This window comes from Moritella sp. (assembly GCF_033791185.1).
Taxonomy (GTDB): Bacteria; Pseudomonadota; Gammaproteobacteria; order Enterobacterales; family Moritellaceae; genus Moritella.
Map to the genome: position 1 here is coordinate 16,013 of NZ_JASJHF010000323.1, position 14,928 is coordinate 30,940.

16 protein-coding genes are annotated in these 14,928 nt (G+C 40.3%); 11 read left to right on the plus strand and 5 right to left on the minus strand.

The window, feature by feature from the left end; all coding sequences use genetic code 11:
- Positions 1-34: 34 nt before the first annotated feature.
- Both pyk and QNK26_RS18540 read right to left on the minus strand, forming a co-directional pair.
- Complete coding sequence (pyk, locus tag QNK26_RS18535) at positions 35-1,471, minus strand: pyruvate kinase (RefSeq protein ID WP_319225605.1); 1,437 nt, start codon at positions 1,469-1,471, stop codon at positions 35-37.
- An 82-nt stretch (positions 1,472-1,553) separates the two neighbouring features.
- The gene (locus QNK26_RS18540) at positions 1,554-2,402 is read right to left on the minus strand and encodes a MurR/RpiR family transcriptional regulator (RefSeq protein WP_319225606.1); all 849 of its coding nucleotides are present in this window, start codon (positions 2,400-2,402) and stop codon (positions 1,554-1,556) included.
- A gap of 370 nt (positions 2,403-2,772) precedes the next feature.
- Here QNK26_RS18540 and QNK26_RS18545 point away from each other — a divergent pair, with 370 nt between their 5' ends.
- Entirely contained in the window at positions 2,773-4,140 is a 1,368-nt protein-coding gene (locus QNK26_RS18545) for an L-serine ammonia-lyase (RefSeq protein ID WP_319225608.1), read from the plus strand.
- 65 nt (positions 4,141-4,205) lie between these two features.
- Here QNK26_RS18545 and QNK26_RS18550 read toward each other — a convergent pair whose 3' ends face one another.
- The 3 genes from QNK26_RS18550 to flgA form a co-directional block, all read right to left on the minus strand.
- On the minus strand, positions 4,206-4,628 hold the full coding sequence (locus tag QNK26_RS18550) for a flagellar protein FlgN (protein ID WP_319225610.1): 423 nt from the start codon (positions 4,626-4,628) through the stop codon (positions 4,206-4,208).
- Positions 4,629-4,648: 20 nt separating this feature from the next.
- Positions 4,649-4,963 carry a flagellar biosynthesis anti-sigma factor FlgM gene (gene flgM, locus QNK26_RS18555; RefSeq protein ID WP_319225612.1) on the minus strand — a complete coding sequence of 105 codons (315 nt, stop codon included), beginning with the start codon at positions 4,961-4,963 and terminating at the stop codon, positions 4,649-4,651.
- A gap of 73 nt (positions 4,964-5,036) precedes the next feature.
- On the minus strand, positions 5,037-5,738 hold the full coding sequence (flgA, locus tag QNK26_RS18560) for a flagellar basal body P-ring formation chaperone FlgA (protein ID WP_319225614.1): 702 nt from the start codon (positions 5,736-5,738) through the stop codon (positions 5,037-5,039).
- Positions 5,739-5,903: 165 nt separating this feature from the next.
- Here flgA and QNK26_RS18565 point away from each other — a divergent pair, with 165 nt between their 5' ends.
- The 10 genes from QNK26_RS18565 (at position 5,904) to QNK26_RS18610 (ending at position 14,808) form a co-directional block, all read left to right on the plus strand.
- Entirely contained in the window at positions 5,904-6,839 is a 936-nt protein-coding gene (locus QNK26_RS18565; RefSeq protein WP_319225616.1) for a chemotaxis protein CheV, read from the plus strand.
- A gap of 55 nt (positions 6,840-6,894) precedes the next feature.
- Positions 6,895-7,719, plus strand: coding sequence for a protein-glutamate O-methyltransferase CheR (locus QNK26_RS18570; RefSeq protein ID WP_319225617.1), 825 nt, complete (start codon positions 6,895-6,897; stop codon positions 7,717-7,719).
- Between the two features lie 325 nt (positions 7,720-8,044).
- Positions 8,045-8,440, plus strand: a complete 396-nt coding sequence (gene flgB, locus QNK26_RS18575) for a flagellar basal body rod protein FlgB (protein WP_319225618.1) — start codon at positions 8,045-8,047, stop codon at positions 8,438-8,440.
- 2 nt (positions 8,441-8,442) lie between these two features.
- Positions 8,443-8,862 (plus strand): flagellar basal body rod protein FlgC, encoded by a 420-nt coding sequence (gene flgC / locus QNK26_RS18580; protein WP_319225620.1) that lies wholly within the window; start codon positions 8,443-8,445, stop codon positions 8,860-8,862.
- A gap of 15 nt (positions 8,863-8,877) precedes the next feature.
- Complete coding sequence (locus tag QNK26_RS18585) at positions 8,878-9,591, plus strand: flagellar hook assembly protein FlgD (protein WP_319225621.1); 714 nt, start codon at positions 8,878-8,880, stop codon at positions 9,589-9,591.
- 22 nt (positions 9,592-9,613) lie between these two features.
- The gene (flgE, locus tag QNK26_RS18590) at positions 9,614-10,921 is read left to right on the plus strand and encodes a flagellar hook protein FlgE (RefSeq protein WP_319225623.1); all 1,308 of its coding nucleotides are present in this window, start codon (positions 9,614-9,616) and stop codon (positions 10,919-10,921) included.
- Positions 10,922-11,108: 187 nt separating this feature from the next.
- The gene (gene flgF / locus QNK26_RS18595; protein WP_319225624.1) at positions 11,109-11,852 is read left to right on the plus strand and encodes a flagellar basal-body rod protein FlgF; all 744 of its coding nucleotides are present in this window, start codon (positions 11,109-11,111) and stop codon (positions 11,850-11,852) included.
- 49 nt (positions 11,853-11,901) lie between these two features.
- Positions 11,902-12,690 (plus strand): flagellar basal-body rod protein FlgG, encoded by a 789-nt coding sequence (flgG, locus tag QNK26_RS18600; protein WP_319225625.1) that lies wholly within the window; start codon positions 11,902-11,904, stop codon positions 12,688-12,690.
- 47 nt (positions 12,691-12,737) lie between these two features.
- On the plus strand, positions 12,738-13,493 hold the full coding sequence (locus tag QNK26_RS18605; protein WP_319225626.1) for a flagellar basal body L-ring protein FlgH: 756 nt from the start codon (positions 12,738-12,740) through the stop codon (positions 13,491-13,493).
- Positions 13,494-13,671: 178 nt separating this feature from the next.
- Positions 13,672-14,808, plus strand: coding sequence for a flagellar basal body P-ring protein FlgI (locus QNK26_RS18610; protein WP_319225627.1), 1,137 nt, complete (start codon positions 13,672-13,674; stop codon positions 14,806-14,808).
- Positions 14,809-14,928: the final 120 nt, after the last annotated feature.

Genomic DNA, 14,928 nt, shown 5'->3' on the forward strand with positions numbered 1-14,928 from the left:
TAAATTAAAAAGTTAAACTTGTAGATAAATCGACTTATTTTACCGTTAGGATCTTGCTGGTATTGGTTGAACCAATTGTATCCATTTTATCACCTAACGTTAGCAAGATGATGTCACCTGCTTTAACTTGGCCAGTCTCTTTAAGTACCGCGTAAGTACCTTCAACGATTTGCTCTTGGCTTAGCCCTTCAGTATTAAACTGTAATGGTGTTACACCACGGTATAATGCTGTTGCGTTTAGGGTCTTCTGATGTGGAGACAGTGAGAAAATTGGTAAGCCAGAACTAATGCGTGACATTAATAATGGTGTTGTACCTGACTCACTTAATGCCACAATCGCTTTAACACCGGTAAGGTGGTTCGCTGCATACATCGTCGACATCGCAATCGTTTCTTCGATTGAATCGAAAGTGTAATCAATACGGTGATTCGATACATTGATGCTTGGGTGCGTTTCTGCGCCTAAACATACTTCGGCCATAGCCTTAACAGTCTCTACTGGGAAATCACCGGCAGCAGTCTCTGCAGACAGCATTACGGCATCTGTACCATCAAGTACCGCATTTGCCACGTCCATGACTTCGGCACGGGTTGGCATTGGGCTGGTGATCATTGATTCCATCATCTGTGTTGCCGTAATAACCACACGGTTATACTTACGTGATAAGTTGATCAACGATTTCTGAACACCAACTAATGCTGCATCGCCAATCTCAACGCCTAAATCGCCACGTGCAACCATGATTGCATCAGAGGCTAGGATGATCTCTTTCATGCTTTCTTTTGTTGCAACAGTTTCTGCACGTTCTACTTTGGCACAGATTTTTGCATTTGAACCTGCAGCACGCACCAATTCACGCGCATAATTGATATCGCTGCCATTACGTGGAAAAGATACCGCAACAAAATCAACGTCAATTTTTGCCGCTGTAATAATGTCTGCTTTGTCTTTATCTGTTAGCGCTTCAGCTGATAGTCCGCCGCCTTGCTTATTGATGCCTTTATTATTTGATAATGGACCCGCCACTGTTACTTCAGTGTGGATCTGCTGGCCGTTAATTTCGATTACTTTTAATTGTACGCGACCATCGTCAAGTAGCAGTACATCACCGGCGAATACATCACTTGCCAGTTCTGGATAATCGATACTCACGCATTGGTTATTACCAGCGGTTTTATCAAATGTTGCATCTAGACAGAATTTGTCACCAAGGTTTAAATGAATTTTACCTTCAGCGAATTTAGATACACGAATTTTAGGGCCTTGAAGATCACCTAAAATAGCCACGTGTTTGTTATGTTTTTTGGCTATCGCACGTACGTCTTCCGCACGTTTGATATGGTCTTCGGCGTTACCGTGAGAAAAGTTCATACGTACCATATTGGCACCAGCAAGAATAATTTTTTCTAGATTATTATCACGATCTGTTGCTGGACCTAAGGTGGTTACAATTTTAGTACGACGTAACATAATGACTCCATATGAATAATGAGATGATTGATTTTATTGATAGGGGATATAAAAATGGCCACAAACTGTGGCCATTTTTATATTAATCTATTTTGTTAAAGCGTGAATCTTTGATTGCCGATTTCACTTTTTTCAAGTTCTCGCGGAATTTATCTCCTCGACGTAATGTAAAACCGGTTGCGAGTACATCGACAAGGACTAACTGGGCTACACGTGATGCCATTGGCATATATACGTCGGTATCTTCCATCACATCAAGTGAGATAACTAAATTTGAATATTCAGCTAACGGTGAATTTTGTGCTGTGATACCAATAACAATGGCATCATTTTCTCGTGCTAGTTTAGCGACATCGACCATACTCTTAGTACGGCCTGTGTGTGAGAACAATACCACCACTGAGTCTTCAGTACTGTTAATTACGCTCATGCGTTGCATCATGATGTCATCAAAACAAATAACAGGTACGTTAAAGCGGAAAAATTTATTTTCAGCGTCACGGGCAACAGATGCAGAAGCCCCTAAACCAAAGAACGAGATCTGTTTCGATTGAATAAGCAGATCAACCGCTTTATTAATGACTTCTGGATCCAAGCTATTTTTTGCAGCATCTAAGTGGGCGATTGTCGTTTCAAAAATCTTTTGTGTATAAACTTCTGGACCGTCGTTGGCCTCTACATTTCTGTTTACGTAAGGGGTACCGTTAGCTAAGCTTTGTGCTAAGTGTAATTTAAAATCAGGGTAGCCTTTAGTATCTAAACGACGGCAAAAACGGTTTACTGTTGGTTCACTTACATCTGCGACCTTGGCAAGCGTCGCAATACTTGAATGAATAGCAGATTGCGGAGATTCTAGAATAACATCAGCAACCTTTTTCTCAGACTTACTGAATATTTCTAAATTTTGGATAATTTTTTCGAGCATACTCATGATATTTTCCTGGCAAGCTCCGCAATGGGCGCATGATGAAAGTGATTAAGATAAATGCAAATCTATAGCGGCATTATAAACCTTACTGAATATTTATTACGTCAATTATGTAAAAAATATGAACTAAGTCGAACTATTATTACATTTTTTCCTCATTTTTAGCATCGTTTAAGCGATTTTTGTGACTTTATTACAGTCAAAGGTGCTTAAGTAGCATAAACATAATGTAAATGCTGATTTTAAAAGCAGAGAATATGTAAGATTATAACTAATTATAGTCGTAATATTTTTTCAAAATAGTAAGAAACTTGCATCAAAAATCATGTGCTATACCTACAGTAACGAGTATTCATTAATTAGGGAGCATTTTATGATCAGTACTTTTGATATGTTCAGTATTGGTATTGGGCCATCGAGCTCACATACCGTCGGCCCTATGCGCGCAGCGTTTGATTTTTTACAACACCTAAAAGCACTCGATAATCGACAACCTATTTTAGGTATTAATGCTGCACTATTTGGTTCGTTAGGGCAAACAGGGCTTGGCCATGGCAGTGATATTGCGGTTACTCTAGGGTTAGCCGGACATGAGCCGGACAAGATAGATTCAGAACAAGTGGCGTTAATATTAAAACAGATAGAGCAGCAACAAGGACTTACTATTAGTGATATTGGTTTTGTGCCTTTTAATCGGGCCGAGAACATTATATTACATCAGCATAAAACCTTGTCTTATCACAGTAATGCGATGACGATAACGGCACTTAGCAGCGATGAAATTGTGCTCACAAAAACCTATTATTCGATTGGTGGTGGTTTTATTCTTGATCATGAACATATTGAGCAGCCACTGGAAGAAAATGCGAAGACCCCGCCTAAATATAAATTTGATAGCGCAGATGAACTACTTGCCACATGCCGTTTACATGGTTTATCGATCGCTAAATTGATGTATGAAAATGAACGCCAATTAAATTCCGATGCGGTTATCGATGAAAAATTATTACAACTTTACCACGTTATGGTGGATTGTATTCATCGTGGCTGCCGTAATGAAGGTATTCTACCGGGGGGATTAAACGTTCGCCGCCGAGCGCCAGGCTTGTTTGAAAAGTTACAAGCACCGGAAGCAAAGGATGATACTTTCCATGGGATGGATTTTGTTAATATGTACGCGATGGCGGTGAATGAAGAGAATGCTGCTGGGGGGCAGGTCGTCACAGCGCCGACCAATGGCGCTGCGGGTATTATTCCTGCGGTGATGTATTTTTATGATCAATTTGTCAGTCCGTTAACGGAAGATAAAATAAAAACGTATTTGTTGACCTGTGCAGCGATTGGCACTCTGTATAAGAAAAATGCCTCTATTTCTGGCGCGGAAGTGGGCTGTCAAGGTGAAGTAGGTGTCGCTTGTTCAATGGCGGCCGCGGGGTTAACCGCTATTCGCGGCGGCACGTTAGAGCAAATCGAACACGCCGCTGAGATTGGCATGGAGCATAACTTGGGATTAACCTGCGACCCAGTTGCGGGGTTGGTTCAGATCCCTTGCATTGAACGTAATGCGATTGGCGCTGTGCAAGCCATAAACGCCTCGCGTATGGCGCGTATGGGCACTGGCGATCACAAGGTATCACTTGATCAGGTGATTAAGACCATGAAAGCCACTGGTGATGATATGAAGAATAAATACAAAGAAACATCGAAAGGTGGTTTAGCAATTAATGTGACGGTCTGTTAATCGGATTATGAATAGAGATCGTTAATAAAAAATATTAAGAGGGGTTACTGCTATGCCCGAGGTTATTACGATTTAAACGTCATGCCAAGTGTTGAAAACGAACCGCGAGTACGGCCTAACTTGTCATAAGTAATATTGTTACGTGAGCGACTACGGATAATTGTATCGGTCAGTCGTTTGGTATTGCGTAAATTGAGCTCAATGAGCTTGCCATTCACATCATTCAATTCTTGGCATTGGGTGAGCTCGGCTTCAATTTGTTGCTTTTGTGGTAGATAGGTAGAAAGTAATGCTGCAGCATCCGCATGCTGGCTAATTTTGACATCAAGCTCGGCAATCTGGATTATTCTCTGTTGCTTATCTTGACTGAGCTTTTCTAGGGCTGTGACATCGCGTGACTCTAACGCTGATTTTTCAGCAGTTAATAGAGCCTGTAGTTGTTCTACATAAGATGCTTGTAGAGCAAGCAATTCTGTCAATGCTGTCATTTGTATTTATAGTGCACTGGTTAAGAGAGTAAAGATTCGAAGTTAGACATGTTCTTTGCTAATTTATTAGCATCTACTTGATAGCTACCATCAGCAATGGCTTTTTTCAAACTTTCGACTTTTGACTCATTAACCGGTGTACCTTGAGCTAAATCATGTTCCATAGCGGTCAAATTTTTGGCTTGTGATGTTATATTAACCGAGTCACCTTGTGCTACTCGTCGCGGTGAAGTTTGAGCTGAGTTACCACTATTTACGTTGGCTTTCTGCTGCGTGCTTCTCGCTTGATCAAGCTGGAGACTACGACTATTTAAATTGGTTAAATTTATGGCCATTTTTTTACCTATTGAATAGTAAACAGGTGTACTAAAATATTATCGACTCATGATAATAAAACTTTAGCATAATTTAATAGTTTATTTGAATTACGCCAGCTGCTTGGACAATGCCTGAAACGATTCGTTTCGATTTGCTGTTACGTACATTGATTTTCTCACCAAGAATACCGTTAGACAAGGCTAAACCACCCGTTTTTACAGTCAAATTTCCCACTGAACTGGTAATTGTAACGCTTTCACCTTTACACACAAGACAAATATCCCGTGTTGAGATCATTTGCTCTCCCGCGAGTTGTCTTTTTAGGCGAGCTCTATTTACAAAGGCTAAATCAGAAATATAACCCGAGCGTAATAATACTCGGTTCATATATTCTATTTTAGTATTGTTTTTAGTTAATAGGCTGCCTTTTGATAAAGGCCGGTTGCTTACGACAACCGGAACTAGTCGAATTATCTTTACTGGAACATGAACCTGCCAATTCTCAGCGTCATCACAACGAATTCGAACTGTTGCCGTGCGTTTTAAGCTTTTATTGCCTACTAACACTGCCGAGATATTACCTTCACACTGAGTTACTGTTATCCTGCGGTCAATTTTGCTTACTTCTATGCTTACTCTTTCATTTTCAGTGCTAATTAGTTGCGCTTTGATAAAAGATTCCGCAAACTTCTCAAGCGCTTGATGTTTATCCGTTGTTGCATAGGCAAGTGGGGTATAACTTATGACACTAAAGCAATAGAACAGCAGCAACGAGAAAATATATTTAAGCATTTAGGTTTCTAAGCCGATATAAGATGAAAGACTGCGTATAAAGTAATTTAAAAGCCAAATTTTTGACTGCTTTATCGCGTAGACTCTCAATTGAATTAAATAATATAGTGGTAAGCAATATTTAAGCCACGTTGATAATAAGTTACATTTACCTGGGGATGGATAATGGCAGGATTACTCGATACGGTCAATCAGCGCACACAGTTGGTAGGACAGAACCGTCTAGAACTACTTATGTTCCGCTTAAACGGGCGTCAGCGTTTTGGTATCAATGTATTTAAAGTAAAAGAAGTACTGCAATGTCCGCCATTAACTATTTTACCTAAGCTTAATAGTGTTGTACGCGGTGTTGCACATATACGTGGTAATACAATCTCGGTAATTGACTTAAGTTTAGCTACGGGTGGTCGTCCTATTGAGGATTTGAGCAAAGCGTTTATTATTATTTCGGAATACAACCGCTCAGTGCAGGGCTTTTTAGTATCAAGTGTTGAACGTATTATTAATATTAATTGGGAATCAATTTTACCACCGCCAAAAGGCACTGGTCGCTTTAGCTATTTAACTGCGGTTACTGAAGTTGATAACGAATTAGTTGAAGTGCTTGATGTAGAAAAAATTCTGCATGAAGTTGCACCCGTAAGCATGGACGTTAGTGAGGCTGTACTAGAGGGAGCAACGAAAATTGATAAGAAAGCGATTGAGAAAGTAATTTTGGTTGTGGACGATTCAAGTGTGGCACGTAATCAGATTAAGAAGGCGGTCTCTGATCTTGGTTTTAAGATCGTATTAGCCAAAGATGGTCGCGATGGCTTAAATAAATTACGCGAAATGGCCGTTGACGGTCAAATTACGAATCAAGTCGCGTTAATGATCTCGGATATAGAGATGCCAGAGATGGATGGCTATACCTTAACTGCAGAAGTCAGGAACGATAAGTCATTAAATGATTTATACATTATTTTGCATACATCATTAAGTGGTGTGTTTAATCAGGCAATGGTAACTAAAGTAGGTGCGAATGACTTTATTGCTAAATTTAATCCTGATGAACTTGCTAGTGCGGTATTAAAAGCGGTAAAAGCAGCAGACCCGAGCTAGGTGAACTGTAATATTGAATACATATATTTTTATAGAGAAAGTTGAGTAAAAAATAGTGCAAACATTGTCAAATGAAGTCTATACCCGTTTTAGTGAATTTCTTGAGATTCAGTGCGGTATTGTATTAGGGCAAAATAAACAATATTTAGTTAAAAGTCGTTTATTGCCGTTATTAGCGAAACATAAGATGACAAGTTTAACTGAGCTAGTACAAAAATCGATGACTATGTTAGCGCGTGATTTACGTAATGATGTTATTGATGCGATGACTACCAATGAAACACTATGGTTTCGTGATGTTTATCCATTTGAATATTTACAAGCTAAGATCTTACCTGAGTTTATCAATAAAGGTCAGTCGGTAAAAATTTGGTCAGCGGCATCGTCGTCTGGCCAAGAAGCATTTTCAATTGCGATGTCTGCAATTGAAACACAAGAAAAACTAAAACGTTTAGTGAAGCCTAACGTGCAAATTGTCGGTACTGATATTTCTCCGACCATGATTAAGCACTGTAAAGAAGGGGTTTATGATCGCTTGGCACTTGGTCGTGGCTTGTCTCCGGAGCGTAAACGTCAGTTTTTCACTGCATTACCTGATGATAAAATGAAGGTGAACCGTGAAGTTCAACAACACACTTCATTTCGTGAAATTAATTTGTTAGAAAGTTACGCTTTGTTAGGTAAGTTTGACATTATCTTTTGTCGTAACGTACTGATTTACTTTTCACCAAAGATTAAAAGTCAGATCCTGAATCAATTTGCAGCCTCATTAAAACCAGGCGGCTATTTATTCTTGGGTGCTTCTGAATCGTTAACTGGCTTAACCGATAAGTTTGAAATGGTTCGTTGTAATCCTGGCATTGTATATAAGCTAAAATAGCCTATTTTACGGCGAGTTAGTGTGTGAACATGGATGTTCATTTATTCGCGGTGTTGATCATTATTTAGCGTCAAAAATCTGTTTTTTCAACCTTTCATTTCTACTCTCTATTGTCCCCCCTTGTTTTAGTTTATTTTTCACATTATTTTTAATTTAAATAATAGTTGGTTAAGCTATTGTTTTTTAATTTAAATAAAACTTTAACCTTCTGTTTTTGATAATATACATTCACTAGTTATAATTGTGGCATATATGTTGCTTTTATCATTTCTATCATCGTAATTATCATGTGATTGATTACGATATAAATGTTTAGGAGACGCTCATGGCTATTAATTTTGATAATGCATTAGGTATACACCAATACTCTGTCGGCGTAAGAGAACGACGCGCCGAAGTGCTAGCGAGTAATATTGCCAATGCTGACACGCCAGGTTTTAAAGCCAAAGATTTAAGCTTTAAAGATGCGCTAGCAAGCGCTACCCAAGGTACTAAGTTTAATTTATCAAAAACCAGTGAGCGTCATATATCAGGCGGCAGAGGTATTGCGTCTGATGTGCAATTTAGAGTGCCTAACCAACCCGATACCGGTGACGGTAATAGCGTTGATGTACAAACTGAACGTGCTAGTTTTATGGAAAATAGCATGGAGTATCAGGCGTCACTGTCTTTCTTAAGCAGCAAAATTCAAACTATGCGCAAGGCAATTAAAGGACAATAATTATGAGTTTATTTCGAGTCTTTGACGTTGCCGGATCGGCAATGAGTGCACAATCGGTACGGTTAAATACCACAGCCAGTAATCTTGCTAACGCAAATAGTGTGAGTAGTAGTGCTGGTGAAACCTATAAAGCACGCTATCCAATCTTTCAAGCGCAATTAGATCAAGCAAATGCTGCTCAAAATGAAGCAGTTGGCGTGAATGTTGCAGGGATTGTAGAGAGTGATGCACCATTAGTGAATGAATTTAATCCTAATCATCCTTTAGCGGACGAAAATGGTTATGTATATCGTCCGAATGTAAACGTAATGGAAGAGATGGCAAACATGATTAGCGCATCTCGTTCATACCAGACTAACGTGCAAATAGCTGAATCTGCTAAACAAATGTTAAATAAGACATTAACGTTAGGTCAAGGTTAATAGAGGTATTTGGTTGTGACGACAATTAATAATAGCAATAACATAGCTGACTTTAGCAGTCAGTTTAAAACGGAAAAAAAGGATGCGGCAGAGCAGGCGGCAGAAACTACCCGCAAAGAGCTCGGCCAAGAAGATTTCTTCTCATTACTAACACAAGAACTGGCTTATCAAGACCCGTTCAAACCGGTAGAAAACTCGGAAATGGTGGCGCAAATGGCGTCATTTACCACCGCCGATGGTATTTCTAAAATGGACAGTAAGTTTGAGCAATTAAATACCATCATGAGCTCGAACCAAGCACTGCAAGCGTCGAGCTTAGTGGGCAGCAAGGTGTTGGCACCGGCATCATCGGCATTTCTATCTGCTGGTGAGAATGTATCTGGTCGTATTGATTTACCTCAGAATGCACCTAATATGCGTTTACAAATCGCCAACCAAGTTGGTGAAGTCGTTAAAGTCATCGATATGGGTGAACAAGAAAGTGGTACTGTTGCCTTTGATTGGGACGGTACTGATATGAACGGCAATAAAGTGGCGGAAGGAAGTTACCGCTTGAAGGCATCAGCGTCAATCGACGGCAATGCACAAGACCTGAAGATCTCGAGTTTCCAGCATGTTGAAAGCGTTAACATTGGTAATACCGGTGCCGGTATTATGCTGAACTTGAAAGGTATGGGTAGTTTGCCACTGAGCCAAGCAACAGAAGTTGCTGCAAATAAAACTAATTAAATTTATCGAATAAGGAAGTCTTATGTCATTTAACATCGCCTTGAGTGGGATCAACGCTGCTCAGAAAGACCTTAATACAACGGCAAATAACATTGCTAACGTTAACACTACAGGTTTTAAAGAGTCTCGCGCTGAATTTGGTGATGTTTATGCAACATCGATTTTCTCAAATGCTAAAACATCGGTAGGTAATGGTGTTGCAACTGCACACGTTGCTCAGCAATTCCAGCAAGGTAGCTTAAATTTTACTGAAAACTCGCTTGATTTAGCGATTAACGGTAACGGATTTTTTGTTATGTCAGATGGCCTTGAAACAATGGACCGTAACTATACGCGTGCTGGTGCATTCAAGCTTGATTCGAATAGTTTTGTGACCAATTCGGCGGGTAACTACCTGCAAGTTTATGATGTCAATGATGATGGGTCTCCAAAAGCCGTGAGTATGGCGTCAACAAAACCGCTGCAAATTCCCGATACAGCGGGTGTGCCTGAAAAAACAGGAAACGTTGATATGACCATGAATTTACCGGCGACGTCACCAGGATTAGATCCAACGAGCTTTGACCCTACAGATAGTGCCACGTTCACTTCAGCGACCTCGGTTTCTATCTATGATTCACTTGGCGAATCACATACCTTATCTACTTATTATGTCAAAGATGGTTCAGCGGGTGCGCCAGCAAACTCTTGGCTAGAATTTAACTATGTGGATGATAAGCCACTTGACGTGGTCGGTGGTCAAGCGATTGCGGCAGCACCTGGTGCCCCGGCAAAACCGAGTGCAACACGTTTAACGTTTGATTCATCAGGTTTATTACAATTACAAACACCCGTCGCAGCGCAAACTGTTGCACTTGGTGCGATCTTAACAAATGGTGCGGATACTACGCAGACCGTTAATTTAAATTTTAATAACCCTACCCAGTTTGCTTCTTCATTTGAAGTCTCAAAATTAGAGCAAGATGGTGCGACAGTTGGTCGATTAACAGGTATTGATATTGGTCCTGAAGGTATGGTTGTGGCTAGTTACAGTAATGGTCGTAATGATAAACTGGGCATGGTTGCTATGGCTAAATTTGCCAATGAGCAAGGTTTAAGCCAAACTGGTGACACTGGCTGGCGTCAATCACAGCTATCAGGTGATGCTATTGCCGGTAAACCCAATTCAGGTACGTTTGGTAAGATTAACTCATCAGCCTTAGAGCAGTCTAACGTAAACTTGACTAGCGAGCTGGTTGACTTAATTACGGCACAACGTAACTATCAAGCTAACTCAAGAACATTAGAAGTGAATTCTAAACTGCAAGATACGGTATTACAGATCCGTTAATCTAATGGGCGATTAAGCCATATAATAAGCGGATGTAAGCATTATTTAAACAATCGCAGTAATAGCTATTTTGATAAAAAGCCATCCTATTTAGGGTGGCTTTTTCATTTTGGCACTTTAATTGCTTTATCACTGGTATTAGACCGGTAATTAACGATTCCAACCAAAAGTGACAGAGGATTGACGAATGGACAATATGCTTTATATCTCGATGTCGGGTGCCAAAGAAAATATGAATGCATTGGCTGTTCGTGCCAATAATATCGCCAATGTGAATACACATGGTTTTAAATCTGACTTTGAACAAGCGCGTTCAATGCAAGCTTTTGGTGAAGGTCTGCCAACACGGGTATTTTCTATTACTGAAAGTCCGGGGCAAGATTTTACCGGTGGTGCACTGCAACAAACTGGTAATGCGTTGGATGTTGCAATCCAAGGTGACGGTTGGTTGAGTGTACTTGATGATAAAAACCAAGAAAGCTATACCCGCAGTGGCAGTTTACATATGAGTCCTACCGGTGAATTATTAACATCATCGGGTCGTCCTGTTATTGGTGAAAATGGTCCGATCGTGATCCCGACACCGATTGAACAAATCCAAATCCATGCCGATGGTCGTATTGAGATCCGTCCGCAAGGGGCTCCGGCAAATGCATTGGAAGAAGTTGACCAACTAAAATTGGTTAATCCAGATGTACGAAATTTAGTTAAAGGCTACGATGGTATGTTTCGAAAAGCCGATGGTACGCCAGCGGTCGCCGATTTGAATGTCCAAGTAGCAGGTGGTGCATTAGAAACCAGTAATGTAAGTGCTGTTGGTGAACTCACCGGAATGATTAATTTGCAACGTCAATTTGAGATGCAGATAAAAATGATGAAAACAGCAGAAGAAAATGACAAAGCATCAGACACGCTATTACGTGTGAGTTAATTTTCATTGATGAGCCCACAAACAGTATAAATTTGACGAGGAAAGCGTTATGAATCCAGCATTATGGATCAGTAAAACTGGCTTAGAAGCACAGCAGACAAACATTTCAACCATCTCAAATAACTTGGCCAATGCCAGCACGGTTGGTTTTAAGAAAGAACGCGCAATTTTTGAAGATTTACTGTATCAAGCGGTTAATCAGCCGGGTGGTCAATCATCGCAAAATACTAAATTACCTTCCGGTTTAATGGTTGGCTCTGGTGCACGTGTTGTAGCTACCCAAAAAGATCACTCGCAAGGTAACATGCTCACCACTGATAACTCTCTGGATTTAATGGTCAGTGGCCGAGGTTTTTTCGAAATTGAAATGCCTGATGGTACCACGTCATATACTCGTAACGGTCAATTTACCTTAAATGATGAGGGTATTATTGTTACTCCGGGTACGGGTTATCCATTACAACCGCAGATCCAAATTCCCGCCGATGCCCAGACCATTACAGTATCGGAAGATGGTGAGATCTCAGTCAGTCTACCAGGTCAAACTAACAATCAAACGGTTGGGCAGATGAATATTTCTGATTTTGTTAATCCAGGTGGTTTACAGCCGATTGGACAAAACATGTTTATTCAAACGGGTGCGAGTGGTGATCCTGTGCAGGGGTTACCAAGTAATGAAGGTCTGGGTAAATTAGTACAGGGCGCTATTGAAACATCCAATGTAAATGTGACGGAAGAGTTAGTAAACTTGATTGAAAGTCAGCGTGTTTACGAAATGAATTCAAAAGTAATATCAGCGGTTGATGAAATGTTAAGTTACACCAATCAACAGCTATAACGTAGCTACTAACAGTTAACCGTTCACTATTATCATCGAGAGTCGTCATGCGTAATTTTATCTTTGCTGTTTTTGTTCTTATGCAACTTGCTGGTTGTACATCTTTAGTTAAAGTAAAAGAAAATGTGGTCGCTAAAAATGCGGATGCCACCAAAACTGAAGATGTTGACGAGCCTGCGGATGTGAATGAAACACCACAGCAAGATTCACCTGACTATGCGCCAATTGTACCTGATGATAACCCAGTACAAGCGAAAGTAACGGGATCGTTATTTAACCCGCAATACAATAATAATATTTTCTCGGACATTAAAGCACGTCGAGTCGGTGATATTATTACCGTGACGTTAACAGAATCAACCAGCGCCAAAAAACAAGCCAGCTCTAATCTAGGTAAAGATAATTCGTTTGAATTAGACCCGATCAGCCTTGGCGGCCAAGATGTCGTTATTGGTGGTTATACAATTGAAGGCAGTTTGAATCAAACTAGCTCTTTTTCAGGTAATGGCTCGGCCGATCAAAGTAACAGCTTGGAGGGTAATATCTCGGTGACTGTTGTGCGTGTTTTACCAAATAATAACTTGGTTATTCGTGGTGAAAAATGGCTGATGTTGAATAATGGTAATGAATTTATTCGTCTTACTGGCTTATTGCGCCCACAAGACGTAGATGCTGAAAATAAAGTGGATTCGTCATTGATTGCTAATGCACGTATTCAATATGGCGCCATTGATGATTTAGGCAAGGCTCAAGTGCAAGGTTGGGCAACGCAATTCCTTAATGGCAATAAATGGCCTTTCTAAAAAAGCATATCTAAATGACGTCTGGGTATGATATATCCAGGCCCTGTGTGTAAATTACATCTTGGTATGACAATTGCTTTTAGCTATATAACGCACATTATTTAGCGGTTGTCATAATTTTGGCAGTGGAACATTGTCAACTAAAATAATGACAATTCTTATAACACAGGTTATCTAGATGAAATTATCAATTCCTATTAAGTTACAACAAAACATACTACTCGCTATGAGTATTGTCTTATTAAGCTTTTTTGTGCTCACTATTAATTCTGCACATGCGGCACGTATTAAAGATATTAGCTCAGTGCAAGGCGTCCGAGATAACCAATTAATTGGTTATGGCCTAGTGGTTGGTTTACCTGGCACGGGGGAAAAAAGTAACGCGTTCTCAGAACAAAGTTTTAAAACAATGCTGAATAATTTCGGTATTACCATGCCTGAAGGTGCAAAGGTTAAGATTAAAAATGTTGCGCCTGTTGCGGTGAGTGCGGTATTACCGGCATTTACCAAACCGGGTCAAACTATCGATGTGACTGTTGCCGCTATCGGTGAAGCAAAAAGTTTACGTGGCGGTTTACTACTACAAACTTTTCTAAAAGGTGCTGATGGCCAAGTGTATGCGTTAGCACAAGGTAGTCTGGTTGTTGGTGGTCTCGGTGTCGAAGGCCGAGATGGCTCTAAAGTGACGATTAATACCCCAACTGTTGGTCGTATTAGTAGTGGTGCTATTGTTGAAAAAGAAATTGCGAATCCATTTGGTGATGGCGATTACCTGACATTCAACTTACATCGTGGTGACTTCTCTAACGCCAAGCGTCTTGCTGATTCAATCAATAACCTTGTTGGTCCTAATACTGCTTATCCCATGGATGCGACATCAGTACGTGTGCTTGCCCCGCGTGATATTTCGCAGCGAGTGGCTTATTTAGCCACATTAGAAAACCTTGAATTAAAAATGGCCGATGAATCGGCCAAAATTATTGTTAACTCACGTACTGGTACGATTGTAATCGGTCAAAATGTACAGCTTAAACCGGCAGCGATCACCCATGGTGGATTGACGGTGACCATTAACGAAACCCAAGAAGTCTCACAGCCGAATCCGTTTGCCAATGGTGAAACAGTGGTCACCAATAAGTCGACAATTAATGTGACACAGGAAGATGCGCGCATGTTTAAACTGGATGCTGGTGCGACGCTTGATGATTTGATCCGTGCCGTTAACCAGGTTGGTATTGCACCAGGCGATTTAATGTCTATTTTAGAAGCGCTAAAAGATGCGGGTGCATTAGATGGTCAGCTAATTATTATTTAATTTTTCGCTATTAGTTATTTTAAAGCGCTATAACCGGTTATTTGGTATAGCGCTTTTTTGCCTCTATGCTCTGCTTATTTTCAAGCCATTTCCTATCTATTTCATATTAAAGTATTAGTT